The sequence below is a fragment of the Halomonas sp. XH26 genome, assembly GCF_024138895.1.
GTDB lineage: Bacteria > Pseudomonadota > Gammaproteobacteria > Pseudomonadales > Halomonadaceae > Vreelandella > Vreelandella alkaliphila.
Genome location: NZ_CP071889.1, coordinates 3,439,078 through 3,454,033, shown reverse-complemented (window position 1 = coordinate 3,454,033; position 14,956 = coordinate 3,439,078). Strand labels below are relative to the sequence as shown.

Below are 14,956 nucleotides of genomic sequence, written 5' to 3'. Positions count from 1 at the left end.
GTTAGCCGCCAAACAGGTCGCTAAAGTGCTGTTTCAACGTCTCTTCCTGCTCCAGTGCTTGCTCAATATTGATCGGCATTAGCTGGATAGCATCACGAGCGGGAAAGCCTTCAGGCGGCGCAACAGCCGGGTGGGCAGGCAGGTAGCCTTGCTGGCTGACGAGTTCTTGGCCTTGTTGGGAAAGCACGAAATCGACAAATTTCTGCGCGGCGTCCGGGTTGTTGGCACCCTGCATGATAGCGACGGGCTCGGTGACCGCACTAACGCCCTCTCCGGGGAAGACAAACTCAACCGGTGAACCTTTGGCGGCCTCGCGAATCGGCAGGAAATCTACCACGATGCCATAGGGCTTTGTGCCTGAGGCAACGGCATTGAACACGCCACCATTCCCGCCCTGAGCTTCTGCACGATTAGCTTGCAGCGCCTCGTAGTAGCCCATTCCAAGATCGGGGTTGTCGCTCAGCGCTGCCATATGAATCAGCGCTGCGCCGGAATAGAGCGGGCTTGGCATTGTTACCAGGCCTTCATAGTCAGGCCCCGTCAAATCTTGCCAACGCTGCGGCTGATGTTCGGCAGCGGTGTTATACACAATCCCGGTGGTGATCAGTTTGGTGCCGTAGAAGTAGCCTTCCGGATCGTATAGCGCCTCATCATAAGCCTCCCGCTCTGGGCTGAGGTAAGCTTGCAAATGGCCCTCTTGCTTGAGTGAGGTCATGGTCATGCTGTCAGCAATTAATAGTACGTCTGGGTTGCTGACACCCGCGGAAAGCTCGGAGCGTAGGCGAGTCATCAGGCGAGTGGTGCCATCGCGTACCCACTCCACCTCAATATCAGGATAGGCGGCCTGAAAGGCATCCACGGTTTGCTGGGCATCGCTATTCGGTTGGCTGGTATAGAGCACCAATTTTTCATCAGCCAGCAGTGATGACGATAGAGCAAAGCTTGCAAGCGTAACGGCAGTGCACAGTGAGCGCTTCAACATCGTAAAACCTCCAGTAGGTGAACACTGATCACACTACTGTCATCGCCTTACAACATCGTGACACTACGCTTTCGTTTGATGGCGGTAGGCTTTCGCCTGTCAAAAAAAGGCTTTCGTTACTAAGGTGGTCGCCAACGTGAAGAAAATAATGGGCTTAAACGAGCGCCGCCGTGCCGTGTTGGCACAGGTGCGCCAGCAAGGTCGCCAGCCCCTGGAATCGCTAGCTAACCAGTTTGATGTGTCGATACAAACATTGCGCGGGGATGTTCGTGTCTTGGCTGAGCAAGGGTTGGTATTGCGTCGCCACGGGGAAGTCTTGCCATTTCCCGATCAGGAGAATATTGGCTACGATCAGCGCCAAATTGTTAATCAAGCGGGTAAGCGTCAGATTGCCCGCCAGGCCGCTTCGCTGGTTCAGCATCACCAATCGCTATTTTTAGGTACCGGTACCACGGTAGAGCAACTGGCTGACGCCTTACGCGATAAGCAAGGTCTGCAGGTTATGACCAATAACCTGCACGCACTGATCAAATTGTGCACTATGGAGTGCGAACTGGTGGTAGCAGGTGGGCGGGTACGGCGCCGTGATCAAGATGTGATTGGCGGCGATGCCTGGCGCTTCTTTCAACGCTACCGAGTAGATGTCGGCATTGTCTCAGTGGGCGGCATGGACAGTGATGGCCATTTATATGACTACAATGATGACGAAGTTATGGCCCGCGAAGCGCTGCTATCCCATGCCGCATATCGCATTCTGGTGCTGGATAAAACCAAATTCGACCTACCGCTGCGCTGTGCCGCTGGCCAGCTTGCTGACTATCATGCGGTGATTACTGATAGTCCACTACCCGATAGGCTGCGCAGCCCTCTGGCTGCTCAGGGGGTGCGGTTTCTGTGTTAAATACCTTTTAAGCATATTGGTTGGTATAGGGCAGTGCTTTTAAGATTAACCACTGTGCTTGATACATTTTAAGTGAAGGGTGTTTGACAACCATTCCCCAGTGTGACAAATAAAAACGCATTTTTCGTGAGGAATAAAATGGTGGCACACGAACAGGCCTATCAAGCGTTAGAGGTAGATACTCTGGCTCAGCGGTTGGGGAGTGTCGAGGCAGTGGCAAGCCGAGTGGGCGGCAACCCTGAGCAATGGCAGATCCGCGAAGTAGGGGATGGCAATCTCAACCTGGTGTTCATTGTATCGGGGAGTGCGGGAAGCGTGGTGGTAAAACAAGCGCTACCCTATGTGCGTATGGTCGGTGAGAGCTGGCCGCTGCCACTTTATCGCGCCCACTTCGAGTATTACGCCCTGGTACGTCAAGCCCAGCGTGCGCCAGGCATCGCCCCTGAGGTGTTCTATTTCGACAAGCCCCAAGCGCTGATTGTCATGGAGTACCTTTACCCGCATACGATTCTGCGTCGCAAGCTGATCAACGGTGAGCGGGTTAACCTGCTTGGCGAAACCATCGGTGAATTCTGCGCGCGCATGGCGTTTCGTGGCTCGGAGCTCTCCTTAAGCAGCCCTGAGAAGAAAGCTGACGTTGGGCTTTTTTCAGGCAACGTGGCGATTCCTGCGATTACCGAATCCCTGGTGTTTACCGACCCCTATTATGGCGCCGAAATGAACCGCCATACGCCAGAGCTTTCGCCGGTAGTGGATGAGCTGCGCCGTAATACGCGCTTAAAAGCTAAGGTGCAGCGGTTGTTGATGAAGTTCACCGCGAATACCGAAACCATGCTGCATGGTGATTTGCACTCCGGGTCAATTATGGCCACCGCGTCAGATGTGCGTGTGATTGATCCCGAATTTTCTCAGTATGGCCCAATGGCCTTTGATCTAGGCATGGTCGTTGCCAACTTCCTGATGGCCTACTTCAGTCAGCCTGCCCACCGCCAAGCCGATGAACTTGATGCCTACCAAGCGTGGATTCTTGACGTGATTGAAGCGTGCTTTACCCACTTTGACGCTGAGTTTCGCCACCTATGGCAAACCGAACGCACCGGCATTCTGTTCCCCAGGGCGCTGTTTGAAGCGCAGGGAAACAGCGCCGATGACGCCTGCGATGCACTGCTTGAAGAGATCCGCCTGGATGCACTGGCTTATTGCGGCATTGAGATGCACCGTCGCGTTTTATCGTTGGCCCATAACGCTGACTTTGAAGAGATCGAAGACACCGCGCTCCGCGCTAAGCTTGAAGCACGCAATGTGCTGATGGGCCAAGCGCTGATTATGGAGCCGGAGGCCTATCGTGAGCTTACCGCACTGGCGGATTTAGCCAGGGCGTATAACCAGCAAGAGGTGTTATAAACTCTTACCCCTCTCGATATAATGGACTTCTCGATAATGGCACTGTGGCTGATCCCGCCTCGGTGCCAACCTCGGTAACGCTGGCGCGTTGCTTCGCGGGTGCGCTGACGCTTACGCCACGCTACATAATAAGCCCAACTCAACTATTGTTAAGCCCCGTAGCGCGGTGTAACGAATCTCGCGAGGGACGAGCGTATGAGGCACCCGCGGGCGGCACTATCTCCAACGCTTCACAACTTACGATTCACCATTCACAACTTACAGCTGATCCAAGCGATCAAATTTCTCGGCGATATTGCTCTCTGTCCAGTGAGGCACCCAGCCTTCCACGTTATCGAAGAAGCGCAGTGCAGTGAATTCTGGCGCTGGGCCCATATCAAACCAATGGGGTGTGTTAGCAGGTACGCTGATCAGGTCATTGCGGGTACACAGTACCTGATACACCTTGTCTTCAATATGCAGGCAGAAAAGCCCCTGGCCTTTAACGAAGAAGCGCACTTCGTCTTCGTGATGGCGGTGTTCGTTTAAGAACTTCTGGCGCATAGCGTCTTTGTCTGGGTGCGTGGGCACCATGTGCAGCACATCGACGGTTTGATAGCCGCCGATGGCTTTAACCCGGTCGATGTCGTCTTGATAAAGCGCTAAAATATCTTCCTGGGTGGCATCGTCGGCAATCTCGCCCGGCGTTGCCCAGCGTTCAAACAGCACACCCACCTTGTTCAGCTCAGCAGTTATCTGCTCGCCGTCAGTGATGTCCAGCAGGGCATCGTTAGGGTTCTGATCAGCAAATACTTTCAGTTGCGACATTCTAGGCTCTCCTAAAGCGCAATTTCATCAAAGCGGGAAACGCACGCGTGGGTGTTGCCCGCCTGGGTGCCTTCGCGAACTAACTGCAGGGTTTGCATGCCCGCCTGCTTGGCGGCGTCCAGCTCTTCGACCACGTCCGACAAGAACAGCACCGCTTCCGGTGGCAGGTCAAGCTCAGCGATAATTCGCTGGTAGGCCGTGGCTTCGCGCTTATGGCCAATATGGGTGTCGAAGTAGCCGCTAAACAGGGGGGTTAAGTCGCCTTCATCGCTGTAGCCAAACAGCAGCTTCTGCGCCTGCACGGAACCTGACGAATACACGTACAGCGCTTTGCCTGCCTGCTGCCACTGGCGCAGCGCCGGGGCGACGTCGCTATACAGGTGGCCTTTAAAATCGCCACGCTGATAGCCATCGGCCCACACCATACCTTGCAGTGCTTTCAGCGGAGTAACTTTTTGGTCAGTCTCGATCCAATGTAGCAACTGCGCAATGACTGCTTCCAGCGTGGCATCAGCGTCGCCCATTTCGCGGCGCACGGTGCTAATTTGCTCGGCAACCTCTGGAGAGTCAGCATTTGCCCGCAAGAAATCGGGCAGCTTGGCCTGGGCGTAGGGAAACAGCACCTTATGGACGAAGTTAATATCCGTGGTGGTACCTTCGATATCGGTGACAACGGCGCGAACAGCAGGGTTACTCATTTAGACCACCGGCTCTCTTCAAGTACACAGGACAGTAAAAATTCAATGGCTTCCAAGTGCCGACGGCAACTAGCGATGCTATCGCCCACGGCATAAATACCGTGCCCCGCCACCAAAAAGCCCCAGGGCATCGGCCAGCCGAGGCGTACATGCTCCGCTAGCTCGTCCATATCTTGGGAATTTGGTACCACAGGTAAAAGAACCGAGGCATCATGAGTCACGTTGCCCGCTAAGGCTTTTTGCATCTCGAAGCCACTTAGCTCAATGCCGTTTGGAAAGCGCCGTGACAGCACAGTGCTGGCTAGGGTATGGGTATGCAGCACGCAGTTGATGGTCGGGTCTAGCCGATAAAGCGCAGCGTGAAGATCACTTTCCGCGCTAGGTTTCCCATCACCGGATAACACCTTGCCATCCAGGTTGCAGAGCAAGAGGTCATCGGCCTGAATGCGGGTTTTATCCCGGCCAGAAGCGGTGACAAGATAGCCCGCCTCGGTACGGGCGGAAAAGTTACCGCCAGTGGCTGGCGTCCAGCCTTGCTGCGCCGCCCATGAAATGGCGGCCAGCAGTTCAGTTTGTAGCGTCATCATAGGATCTGCGTCGCCTCATCTAGTAGCAGCCATTCTATATGATAAGCTTCGCGCCTGATAAGCCGCGCCGTTGTTCTGCTAGTCAAGCTCAAGTGCTCAAGGAGTCCAGCAATGCCACACCTACAGTCACGCAGTTTACGGGTCTATGCCGACCACCTTGAGTATTTGGATCAAACCCAACTGCCCCAGGCGGAACAGTGGGTGCGCTGTGGTTCACCAGAAGAGTGGCAGCATGCGGTGAAAAACCTAGCGATTCGCGGGGCACCGCTGATTGGTTTGAGCGCCGCTTTCGTGCTGGCTCAATACGCCGCGCGTCATCCGCAAAGTGATTGGCAGTTGGTAAGTGATCGCTTACGCGCCACGCGTCCCACCGCAGTGAACCTGATGTACTGCCTGGATGCCATGGAAGCCTGCTTTGAGCAAGGCGTCAACGCCCTGGCCGAACGTGCCGCTGAACTGTTTGCAGAAGACCGCGCGCTTTGCCAGCGTATGGCCGAGCGGGGAGCCGACCTTTTGCAATCAGGCGACCGCATATTGACCCACTGCAATACCGGCGCGCTGGCCACCGCAGGCGTTGGCACCGCCATTGGCGCGCTGGCCGTTGCCAAACAGCGCGGTGTGACGCTGCATGTGTATGTGGATGAAACCCGCCCGCTGCTGCAAGGTGGCCGCTTAACCGCCTGGGAAATGGCCGACTTAGGCATTCCCTATCAATTGATTGCTGACAGCATGGCCGCGAGCTTAATGGCCGCGGGGAAAGTCGATAAAGTCATGGTCGGTGCCGACCGCATTTGTGCCAACGGTGACTTCGCCAACAAAGTGGGTACTTACATGCTGGCGGTGATTGCTCACTATCATCAGGTGCCGTTCTATGTAGTGGCCCCTTACACCACGGTAGATCCCGCCTGCGCCACTGGCGCCGAGATTCCTATTGAACAGCGTGACGGCGCCGAAATACGCGGTGTTTCGGGTGCCTTTGGCGACGTAGTGTGGGCACCCAGCGATGCTCCCGTATGGAACCCTGCCTTTGATGTTACACCCGCCAAGCTGGTCACCGCCTGGGTGCTAGACACTGGCACCTTCGATGCCGCCGCGATAGTGCGTGGCGAACACTGCCAGGGGCGTGCAGAAAGATAGTGATCCTAGCGAATCCCCGCTCTTAAAAACGACTGCACGAACTGGCGTTGGAAGAGCAAAAAGGCAATTAGCAGCGGGGCGATGCTTAACAGCGTCGCAGCGCTAACGGTCGCCCAGTTAACCCCAGTTTCGGGCGCGGAAAATACCCCTAACCCTACCGTTAGCGGGCGGCTCTCTACCGAGTTGGTCACCACTAATGGCCAGATAAAGTTATTCCAGTGGTGGCTAATCGAGACCAGCCCATAAGCAAGATAGGTAGGCTTGGCTAGCGGTACGTAGACCTTCCACAAAATTTCCAGCCAGTTGCAGCCTTCGATACGCGCGGCGTCTTCCAGCTCTCGGGGGATGGTTTTAAACGTTTGGCGGAGCAGAAAAATACCCAGGGCGCTAGCCACATAAGGTAAGCCAATCCCGGTGATGGTGTTGATCAGCCCCAGCCCACTAGCGATGCGGTAGTTCTCGACAATCAGCACTTCGGGGAACACAAAGAGCTGAATCAGCACCAGCATAAACAGAACGTTCTTGCCGGGAATCGGAAAGCGCGCAAAGGCAAACGCCGCCAGGGTACAGACCACAAACTGGCCAATCACTACTCCCGTTACCAGCGCAAAGGTGTTCAGGTAGTAGCGGGCAAAGGGTGCTTGAGACCAGGCGTTAGTGAAGTTCTCCAGCGTCAGCGGGGCGAAAAGCGCAAAGTTGACCATAAACTCGCTAGGGTGGAAGGCGGCCCAAAAGGCGTACAGCAGCGGAAAAATCCAAATAATCGCCAGTAGCCACGCGGCCACGGTTTCCAGCGTTGGGATTGAGAAGAAGCGGGAGCGGTGCGCATAGGCAGTGGTCGTATTCATTGATAGTGCGTCCTGCGATCTAAAATCGTGAACTTAAGCGTGGCCACTACCGCGAGCACTAGCAGAATCACCACCGTAATGGTGGCTGCCGTGGTGCGGTCAAAGAACGAGAACGCATTCTCGTAGACGTAGTAGAGCAGCAGGTTGGTGGCGTTGTTGGGCCCACCCTTGGTCAAGATAAATAGGTGATCCACGACCCGTACCGAGTTAATCAGCGCATTGATGAGCACAAACAGCGTGGTGGGCATGAGTAGTGGAAAGGTGACGCGCCAAAAGAAGCTCCAGCGGCTAGTGCCTTCTAAATCAGCCGCCTCTTTTAACTCGGGTGGCATACTCTGTAGCGCCGCCAAGTAGAAGATCATAAAAAAGCCGGCCTCCTTCCACACCGACATCACGATCACCGAACTTAATGCAAGGTTTGGATCGCCCAGCCAGTTCACCCCAGAAAAGCCCAGCATACCGAGCAGTTTATTGAATAGGCCAATTTGCGGCGCATAGAAAAACATCCAGATATTGGCGGCAGCGATCATGGGTAGAATCGTCGGCGTAAAGTAGGCCATGCGCACAAAGCCCCGACCGCGAAGCTTGCCATTGACGAATAGCGCCATACCCAAAGCCAGCGCGATAGACGTAGGAATCGTACCGACGGCGTAGATTAAGTTGTTACGCGCTACTTTCCAAAACGTCGGGTCATCGAACAACACTTGATAATTTTCAAGGCCTACGAATTCAGTGGGTGCACCGCGAAAGCCGGGTAAAAACAGACTGTTAATGACCGTCGTCACGGTCGGTAAATAAGCAAAAGTCGTCAGCAGTACTGCAGCGGGCAGTAGCAGAAGCGCGCCATAGAGCTGCATTTTGCGGTGGTTGGTGAATGACATAGAGACGTACCGCACGTTGGAAAAGCCGGGGCGCGCCCCGGCGAACAGTAAAATGGCTAACGATTAGCGGGCGTAGCGGCGTAACACGCTATCGGCCTCTTGCTGCGCTTGGCTAAGCGCTTCTTGCGCTGTCATTTGACCGGTCAGCGCTGCTTGCACGGCGTTATCCAAGGCGCGGCGAATGCGGCCACCCTGGTAAGTGGAAAGCTCTGCTGTGCCGTGTTCGAGCTGGTCACGGGCGACCGCGGCGGGTGGGAACTCTTCCACATAGCCTTGCAGCGCGTCGGTTTCGTAAGCGGCGGGGCTAACGCCCATATAGCCGGTTTCAATCGACCAGGCGGCAGCTCGCTCGGGAGCGGTCATCCAGCGGATAAAGGTCATCGCTGCGCGCTGCTCTTCTTCTGTCGTATCTTCAAAAATGTAGAAGTTACCACCACCGGTGGGGCTGCCACGCTGGGTTTTCATCGGCAGCATAGCGACGCCAAAATCAAAATTGGCTTCGCTGCGTACCGCGGTCAGGTTGCCCGTGGTGTGCCACATCATCGCCGTGGACTCTTCTAGGAAGTTCTGGCGCAGGGTGCCCCACTCAATGGTGCCGTTAGGCATGGCATTGTGCTCGGTGGCCAATGATACCCAGTACTCCAGCGCTTCAACCGCTGCGGGGTCGTCGAAGTAGACCTCGGTGCCATCTTCGCTCATTAGCCGGTGGCCGTTCTGAAAGGCAAAGGCCTGGAACATCCAGTAGGGGTAGCCAGTCGATGGCACCATCACGCCCCACTGCTCGCCGTTGGAGGCTTCGCGCACGGTGGCGGCCATTTCGGCCATCTCTTGCCAATTCTCAGGGGGCGTTTCGGGGTCTAGGCCAGCGGCTTCAAAAGCGTTTTTGTTCCAGAACAGTACGATGGTGGAGCGCTGGAAGGGGATGCCGTAGGTTTTGCCATCCAACTGGCCATTTTCCATCAGCCCTGGGTAGAAGCCATCGAGCCATTCGCGCTCTTCATCGGTTTCGACCAGGTCATCAAAGGCGACGATGGCGTTCTGCTCAATCAGCTCGTACAGATCGATGGAGAACATGACCGACAGCTGCGGCGTTTCACCCGCTTCCATCGCCGACATGGCGCGCACGCGGGTGTCGTCGTAGTTACCGGCGTAGATCGCTTCCACATTGATATCGGGGTATTCGCTTTCAAACTCTTCCACCAGATTATCAACGACGTCGGTGAGTGCACCGCCCACTGCGACCGGGTAGTACATGGTCAGATCGACGCTATCCGCGTTTACCTGGGCGGCGCTAAACAAGCCCGCTGCCAGAGCGGTCATTGCAAAAGGGGTACGCAAACGCATAAGAGACTCCGCAAGTGTCAATACTGCTGTCAGTGTTGGAAAGAGCCCACCGCCGGTGGGCGAGGAATGCTGCGAGATGAGCTGGGTAAGGGGAACGTCGTCAGGTCATCCCGCCGCAGGCCTTCAGCATCGAAAAGGTGTGTATTCTCTGACGTCCAGTAGAGGCTACATGGCTGACCTGTCAGTGCCTGCTTGCCGCTAAGCCGCACGCGTAGGGTGTGCGACCCCACTGCCACATAAGCAATGGTATCCGCTCCCAGGTACTCTTCACTTAATACGTTAGCGGGTACGCCGGAACCGGGGGCGATACGCAGTTCGATATCTTCCGGGCGGATGCCCAAGTGTCCACCAGCGGCATCCAAGGGAGCTACGTGGGTACTTGGTTCGCCTTCGATAACGGCACCATCTTTACCGGCTACTAGTGGCAGCAGGTTCATGGCGGGGCTGCCAATAAAACTGGCGGCAAAAGCGCTAGCGGGGCGGTTATAAAGCTCGTCCGGAGTGCCGTCCTGGACGATTTTGCCGTGCTGCATCAGAATCACACGATCTCCCATGCTCATCGCTTCCACTTGGTCGTGGGTGACGTAAATCACCGTCATATTCAGGCGACTTTGTAGTGCTTTGATTTCCCTACGCATGTCGCTGCGTAGCCGAGCGTCCAGGTTGGATAGCGGTTCATCCATCAGGCAGATCGGGTGTTCGGAAATAATTGAGCGCGCCAAAGCAACCCGTTGGCGTTGGCCGCCGGAAAGTTGCGCAGGTTTGCGGTCTAGGTAATCGGTTAAATCAACCAGTTCGGCGACCTTGGCCAGTCGCTGGCGCTGCTCATCTTTGGGTACCTTGCGGCTGCGCAGGCCAAAAACGATATTGTCGGCAACGCTCAAATGCGGAAACAGCGCGTAGGACTGAAACACCATGCTCAGCCCTCGGTCGCCGGGCGGCAGACGGGTAACGTCGCGCTCGCCGATATGAATACGCCCATCGCTGGCCTCTTCCAGGCCCGCGATCATGCGCAGCGTGGTGGATTTACCACAGCCTGAAGGGCCGAGCAGAATGACAAATTGCCCAGGCGTGACGTCGAAGGAGATGTCATCGACGGCAGTAGTCGCGTCCCAACGTTTAGTGACGCGTTCCAAGCGAATACGCGATTGGTTTGACATAGCACACACATCACCGGCTGTTGGTTGTTATTGGTTCAGCTTGTGTTGAAGGTGTTGCCGTTGTATGACACTTACATGGATGGTTGATGACGGCGGTTGTGTCAAGCGGAAAATTCACTTGGTGACTTTGATGCCATAACGCTGAAGCCTGCGCACCACGCTGGATTGGCTAATCCCCAGCCGCTCAGCAATGGCGTACGTGCTGGGAAGCGTTTTGCTCAACGCTTCCAGTGTTTCGCGCTCTAGTCTGGCTAGGTACTGCTTTAGGGTTTCCTCTGGTGCTAAGGCGGCGACTAACGAAGAGGTTGACGTTTGCGCTAGATTAGCAGGGGGCTGCTCCGTAAAGGGGTGAGGACTAGGTGCTTCAATTTGATCCGTTGGGCTGGATAGCCAGGCTCTGTCTAGCCAGTTTTCAAGCTCGCGGACGTTACCTGGCCAGTCGCTTCCCATTAACGTTGACCATACTGGATTGCCCAGGATTTTTTGCCGCCCATAGCGTTGGTTAAGGCGTTTCAAACAGGCTTCCACGAGATCAGGAATATCTTCTCGGCGGTCGCGTAAAGGGGGAAGCGTGACCGGTATGACGTTGAGACGGTAGTAAAGGTCCAGACGAAATAGGCCCGCTTCTACTTGTTTAGCTAAATTCTGATTCGTGGCGACAACTAAGCGAAAGTCCACTTTGCGCGGTCGTGTATCGCCTAACCGGGTAAGGCTTCCGTCCTGGATAACTTTTAGCAGTTTGGTTTGCATTAGTAAGGGAAGCTCACCGATTTCATCGAGAAACAGCGTGCCACCTTCTGCTTGCTCTAATAAGCCTGCTTTTCCTTGGCGAGCCGCGCCGCTGAACGCGCCGGGCTGATAGCCAAACATCTCAGACTCAAATAAGTTTTCGGGAATGGCCGCACAGTTAACCTCAATAAAGGGATGGTTATGGCGTTTGCTCCAACGGTGCAACTGTTTGGCAAACGCGGTTTTTCCCACGCCCGACTCTCCCAGCATCAATACATTAGCGTCTGAGGGGGCGACCCGTTTGAGAAGCAAGGCGACTTCACGCATAACGTGGCTTCGCGCCTGCAAGTTATCCAGCGCGTCGTCCAGCGCTTGCTCCTCGGCATCGGGGGCTGCTTGGCTACGTTTTAAGTGCTCACTAAAGCGCTTCTGGAGTAGTGCATATTCGTCTTGTAGGAGCTGTAAATCGGTTAAGTCTCTGGAGCGGCTGATAACACGCTCCAACTTTCCATTCACAAAGACAGGGTAGGCTTCAGCAATCACACGGCGTCCGGTGCCTGTTACCTGCATAAGTTGGGCTGGCTGGTGGGTGCGCATCACTTCTAAGGTGATGGATGGCTTCAAGATGCCTGCTTGCTGAAGCTGATAAACGCTATTGCCTAGCAGCTCTTCCCGGGGCGCACCATAAACAGCCTCAGCACCGGGGCTAATATCAAGCACTCGACCCTCTCCGCTGACGATAAAGAAGTGATCGTTGGCGGTTTCCACAATGGTTTTTAGCACGCACTTATCGATTTCACTCATAGCGATTGTCTCTTGAGCAACCTGTGATTCATTTTTGCATCGATGATGCATATATGACTTAAGTGTACGTGATTTTGATTCATTACTGCATCGATAATGGCTGAAAGCCCTATTGTTAGGGCGTTTAGAGACTTGGCATGTTCTGTGCAATGTAGTTGTTATTCAGCGCTACAACATGAACAACGCCAAGGAGATCTGTATGTCTGATTTTAACCAGCCGCTTGGGGGCAATAGCATGCCGCGCTTTGGTGGGCCAGCCACCATGATGCGTTTACCCACCCAGGAAAGCGCCGCTGGCTTAGATGCTGCTTTTATCGGTATTCCAATGGATATTGGTACGTCTAACCGCCCTGGTACGCGTCTTGGCCCACGTCAGATTCGTGATGAATCTCGCATGCTTCGACCCTATAACATGGCTACCCGCGCCGCCCCGTTTGAAAGTTTACAAGTGGCCGATATAGGTGACGTGCCCATCAACACGTTTCACCTGCCCAAAAGTGTGGACATCATCACGGCCTTTTATGATGACGTGCTTAAACACAACTGCATTCCGCTGACGTTGGGCGGCGAACACACCCTGACACTGCCCATTTTACGTGCCATTGCCAAAAAGCATGGGCCAGTGGGGCTGATCCATATTGATGCCCATGCCGATGTGAACGAGCACATGTTCGGTGAGCCGATTGCCCATGGCACGCCGTTTCGCCGTGCCCAGGAAGAAGGCCTGTTAGCCCACGGCAAAGTGGTGCAAATCGGCCTTCGTGGTACCGGTTATGCCGCCGAAGATTTTGATTGGTGCCGAAGCCAGGGTTTCCGCGTTGTTCCCGCTGAAGAGTGCTGGCATCGCTCGCTTGCTCCCTTGATGGAAGAAGTGCGCGAGCAGATGGGCGATGTGCCTGTCTATATCAGCTTCGATATCGATGGCTTGGATCCTTCTGTTGCGCCAGGAACGGGAACGGTAGAGATGGGCGGACTGACCTCAGCGCAAGGGCTAGAAATTGTGCGCGGTGCGGCAGGCTTGAACATCGTCGGCTGTGATCTAGTGGAAGTGTCGCCTCCTTATGATCCCAGCGGTAATACCGCATTGATGGGCGCCACACTGCTGTACGAAATGCTCTGCGTGCTGCCGGGCGTGAAACACAGTGATTAAGCTGTCCTGAAATAGCTAATAAATAAAAGCGCTTACCTGACAAAGCGCTAATGGTCAGAGAAATGGCAGGCTGCTTATTGCCTGCCAGGACGCCACCAGCCCACCTCCAATAATCACTTCTAATAGGTGAACCGTATGTCTTTCTCTCAAGTAAAATTGGATGATGCCGAGCCGTCGGCTCCAATTCACCGTGCCCATTTGCTGAAGTTTTTGATTCCCTCCTTAATTGGCGTCCTCTTGTTTTTGGTGCCTTTTCAAGTGGGAGGAACGATTAATATTGGCATGGGCCTAATGGCCGATGGGTTGCAGTCGCTGCTTGGTTCTGCACTACCTGCCATTGCCATGCTAGTCCTATGTCTGTCCGTAGTGATAACGCTTTACGTTAAAGTGGCAAAGCCTAACTGGGCGCAACGTGGGCACTTTCAAGAGATGTTTGACGTAGACACTATTTGGGTAGTGATGCGCATCTTAGGTGCCATCTTTGTCGTCATGACCTTTTTCCAAGTCGGCCCAGAATTTGTGACGGCACCGTTTACTGGCGGCGTAATGCTCAATGATTTGGCGCCGGTGCTACTGACGTTCTTCTTCTTTGCGGCGATTCTGCTCCCGTTTTTGGTCGAATTTGGCTTTATGGAGTTTATCGGCACCATGGTGCGTAAGCCGTTTCGGATGATTTTTAATCTTCCTGGACGCAGTGCTATCGATGCAACGGCTTCTTGGATGGGGTCAGGCACCGTGGGTGTATTGATCACCGCCCAACAGTATGAGCAGGGTTATTACAATGCTCGCGAGGCATCGGTCATTGCGACTAACTTTTCAGTGGCTTCCATCGCGTTTAGTCTACTGGTTACTAACTTTGTTGATATCAATCATCTCTTCGTACAGTTCTACTTTACGGTAGTCGTGTCAGGGCTGATTGCTGCCATCATCGTGGCGCGGATTCCCCCTCTATCGCTCAAATCTAACGACTACTACGAGCCTGTTGGCTGCCAGTTAAGCGAGAAGCGCACCGAAAATGTAGGGCTGTTTCGTTACAGCTTGCTCCAGGCAACTCGCCGGGCAGCGGATGCGCCAGGGCCAAAAGAGTTGGTGCGTTTAGCACTACTCAACGTGATTGATATCTTTTTGACACTGCTGCCTTTGGTATTTGCTATCGGCACTGTCGCGCTGATTTTAGCCGAGTTTACTCCGCTGTTTACCTGGCTCTCTTACCCCATGGTGCCGGTGCTTGAGTTGCTGCGTATCCCTGAAGCACAAGCGGCTGCTCCAGCGACGTTGGTCGGGTTTGCCGATATGTTCTTACCAGCAGTGCTGGCGACGAATATTGAAAGCGAGCTGACCCGTTTTGTGATCGCTTGCTTGTCGATGACACAGCTGGTGTATATGTCGGAAATTGGCGCGTTACTACTTAAATCAAAAATCCCTATTAAGCTCTGGGAGCTAGCCGCCGTTTTCTTACTGCGCACGGCCATTACGTTGCCCATCATCGCCTTTATGGCCCATACATTTTTCTTCTGAGAGGGC

General features: G+C 54.6%; 14 protein-coding genes. 5 read left to right on the top strand and 9 right to left on the bottom strand.

Features of this window, described 5'->3' with window-relative positions; genetic code table 11:
- Nucleotide 1: 1 nt before the first annotated feature.
- Complete coding sequence (locus tag J4377_RS15865) at nt 2–982, bottom strand: ABC transporter substrate-binding protein (RefSeq protein WP_253486128.1); 981 nt, start codon at nt 980–982, stop codon at nt 2–4.
- Nucleotides 983–1,130: 148 nt separating this feature from the next.
- Between J4377_RS15865 and J4377_RS15860 the strand changes: the two genes are divergently transcribed.
- Together J4377_RS15860 and mtnK are read left to right on the top strand one after the other, a co-directional pair.
- Nucleotides 1,131–1,883 carry a DeoR/GlpR family DNA-binding transcription regulator gene (locus J4377_RS15860; protein WP_253488162.1) on the top strand — a complete coding sequence of 251 codons (753 nt, stop codon included), beginning with the start codon at nt 1,131–1,133 and terminating at the stop codon, nt 1,881–1,883.
- A 141-nt stretch (nt 1,884–2,024) separates the two neighbouring features.
- Nucleotides 2,025–3,287, top strand: coding sequence for an S-methyl-5-thioribose kinase (gene mtnK, locus J4377_RS15855; RefSeq protein WP_253486127.1), 1,263 nt, complete (start codon nt 2,025–2,027; stop codon nt 3,285–3,287).
- A 258-nt stretch (nt 3,288–3,545) separates the two neighbouring features.
- Here the strand turns inward: mtnK and J4377_RS15850 are convergent, their stop codons facing one another.
- From J4377_RS15850 to mtnB, 3 genes are read right to left on the bottom strand one after another with little or no spacing between them, the layout of a single operon-like run.
- On the bottom strand, nt 3,546–4,094 hold the full coding sequence (locus tag J4377_RS15850; protein WP_253486126.1) for an acireductone dioxygenase: 549 nt from the start codon (nt 4,092–4,094) through the stop codon (nt 3,546–3,548).
- A gap of 11 nt (nt 4,095–4,105) precedes the next feature.
- Nucleotides 4,106–4,792 (bottom strand): acireductone synthase, encoded by a 687-nt coding sequence (mtnC, locus tag J4377_RS15845; protein ID WP_038478515.1) that lies wholly within the window; start codon nt 4,790–4,792, stop codon nt 4,106–4,108.
- Nucleotides 4,789–5,379, bottom strand: coding sequence for a methylthioribulose 1-phosphate dehydratase (gene mtnB, locus J4377_RS15840; RefSeq protein ID WP_038478512.1), 591 nt, complete (start codon nt 5,377–5,379; stop codon nt 4,789–4,791). The genes mtnC and mtnB overlap by 4 nt, the downstream gene beginning before the upstream one ends.
- Before the next feature lie 111 nt (nt 5,380–5,490).
- Here mtnB and mtnA point away from each other — a divergent pair, with 111 nt between their 5' ends.
- Nucleotides 5,491–6,516 carry an S-methyl-5-thioribose-1-phosphate isomerase gene (gene mtnA / locus J4377_RS15835; protein WP_095603714.1) on the top strand — a complete coding sequence of 342 codons (1,026 nt, stop codon included), beginning with the start codon at nt 5,491–5,493 and terminating at the stop codon, nt 6,514–6,516.
- Nucleotides 6,517–6,521: 5 nt separating this feature from the next.
- Here mtnA and J4377_RS15830 read toward each other — a convergent pair whose 3' ends face one another.
- The 5 genes from J4377_RS15830 to J4377_RS15810 form a co-directional block, all read right to left on the bottom strand.
- Nucleotides 6,522–7,364 (bottom strand): carbohydrate ABC transporter permease, encoded by an 843-nt coding sequence (locus J4377_RS15830; protein WP_253486125.1) that lies wholly within the window; start codon nt 7,362–7,364, stop codon nt 6,522–6,524.
- Nucleotides 7,361–8,245, bottom strand: a complete 885-nt coding sequence (locus tag J4377_RS15825) for a carbohydrate ABC transporter permease (protein ID WP_038478503.1) — start codon at nt 8,243–8,245, stop codon at nt 7,361–7,363. The genes J4377_RS15830 and J4377_RS15825 overlap by 4 nt, the downstream gene beginning before the upstream one ends.
- 63 nt (nt 8,246–8,308) lie before the next feature.
- Nucleotides 8,309–9,589 (bottom strand): ABC transporter substrate-binding protein, encoded by a 1,281-nt coding sequence (locus J4377_RS15820; protein ID WP_253486124.1) that lies wholly within the window; start codon nt 9,587–9,589, stop codon nt 8,309–8,311.
- Nucleotides 9,590–9,618: 29 nt separating this feature from the next.
- Nucleotides 9,619–10,749, bottom strand: coding sequence for an ABC transporter ATP-binding protein (locus tag J4377_RS15815; protein WP_253486123.1), 1,131 nt, complete (start codon nt 10,747–10,749; stop codon nt 9,619–9,621).
- 114 nt (nt 10,750–10,863) lie between these two features.
- Entirely contained in the window at nt 10,864–12,282 is a 1,419-nt protein-coding gene (locus J4377_RS15810) for a sigma-54-dependent Fis family transcriptional regulator (protein ID WP_253486122.1), read from the bottom strand.
- 199 nt (nt 12,283–12,481) lie between these two features.
- Between J4377_RS15810 and speB the strand changes: the two genes are divergently transcribed.
- The gene (speB, locus tag J4377_RS15805) at nt 12,482–13,432 is read left to right on the top strand and encodes an agmatinase (RefSeq protein WP_095603720.1); all 951 of its coding nucleotides are present in this window, start codon (nt 12,482–12,484) and stop codon (nt 13,430–13,432) included.
- A 135-nt stretch (nt 13,433–13,567) separates the two neighbouring features.
- Nucleotides 13,568–14,950 (top strand): YjiH family protein, encoded by a 1,383-nt coding sequence (locus tag J4377_RS15800; protein WP_253486121.1) that lies wholly within the window; start codon nt 13,568–13,570, stop codon nt 14,948–14,950.
- Nucleotides 14,951–14,956 lie beyond the last annotated feature (6 nt).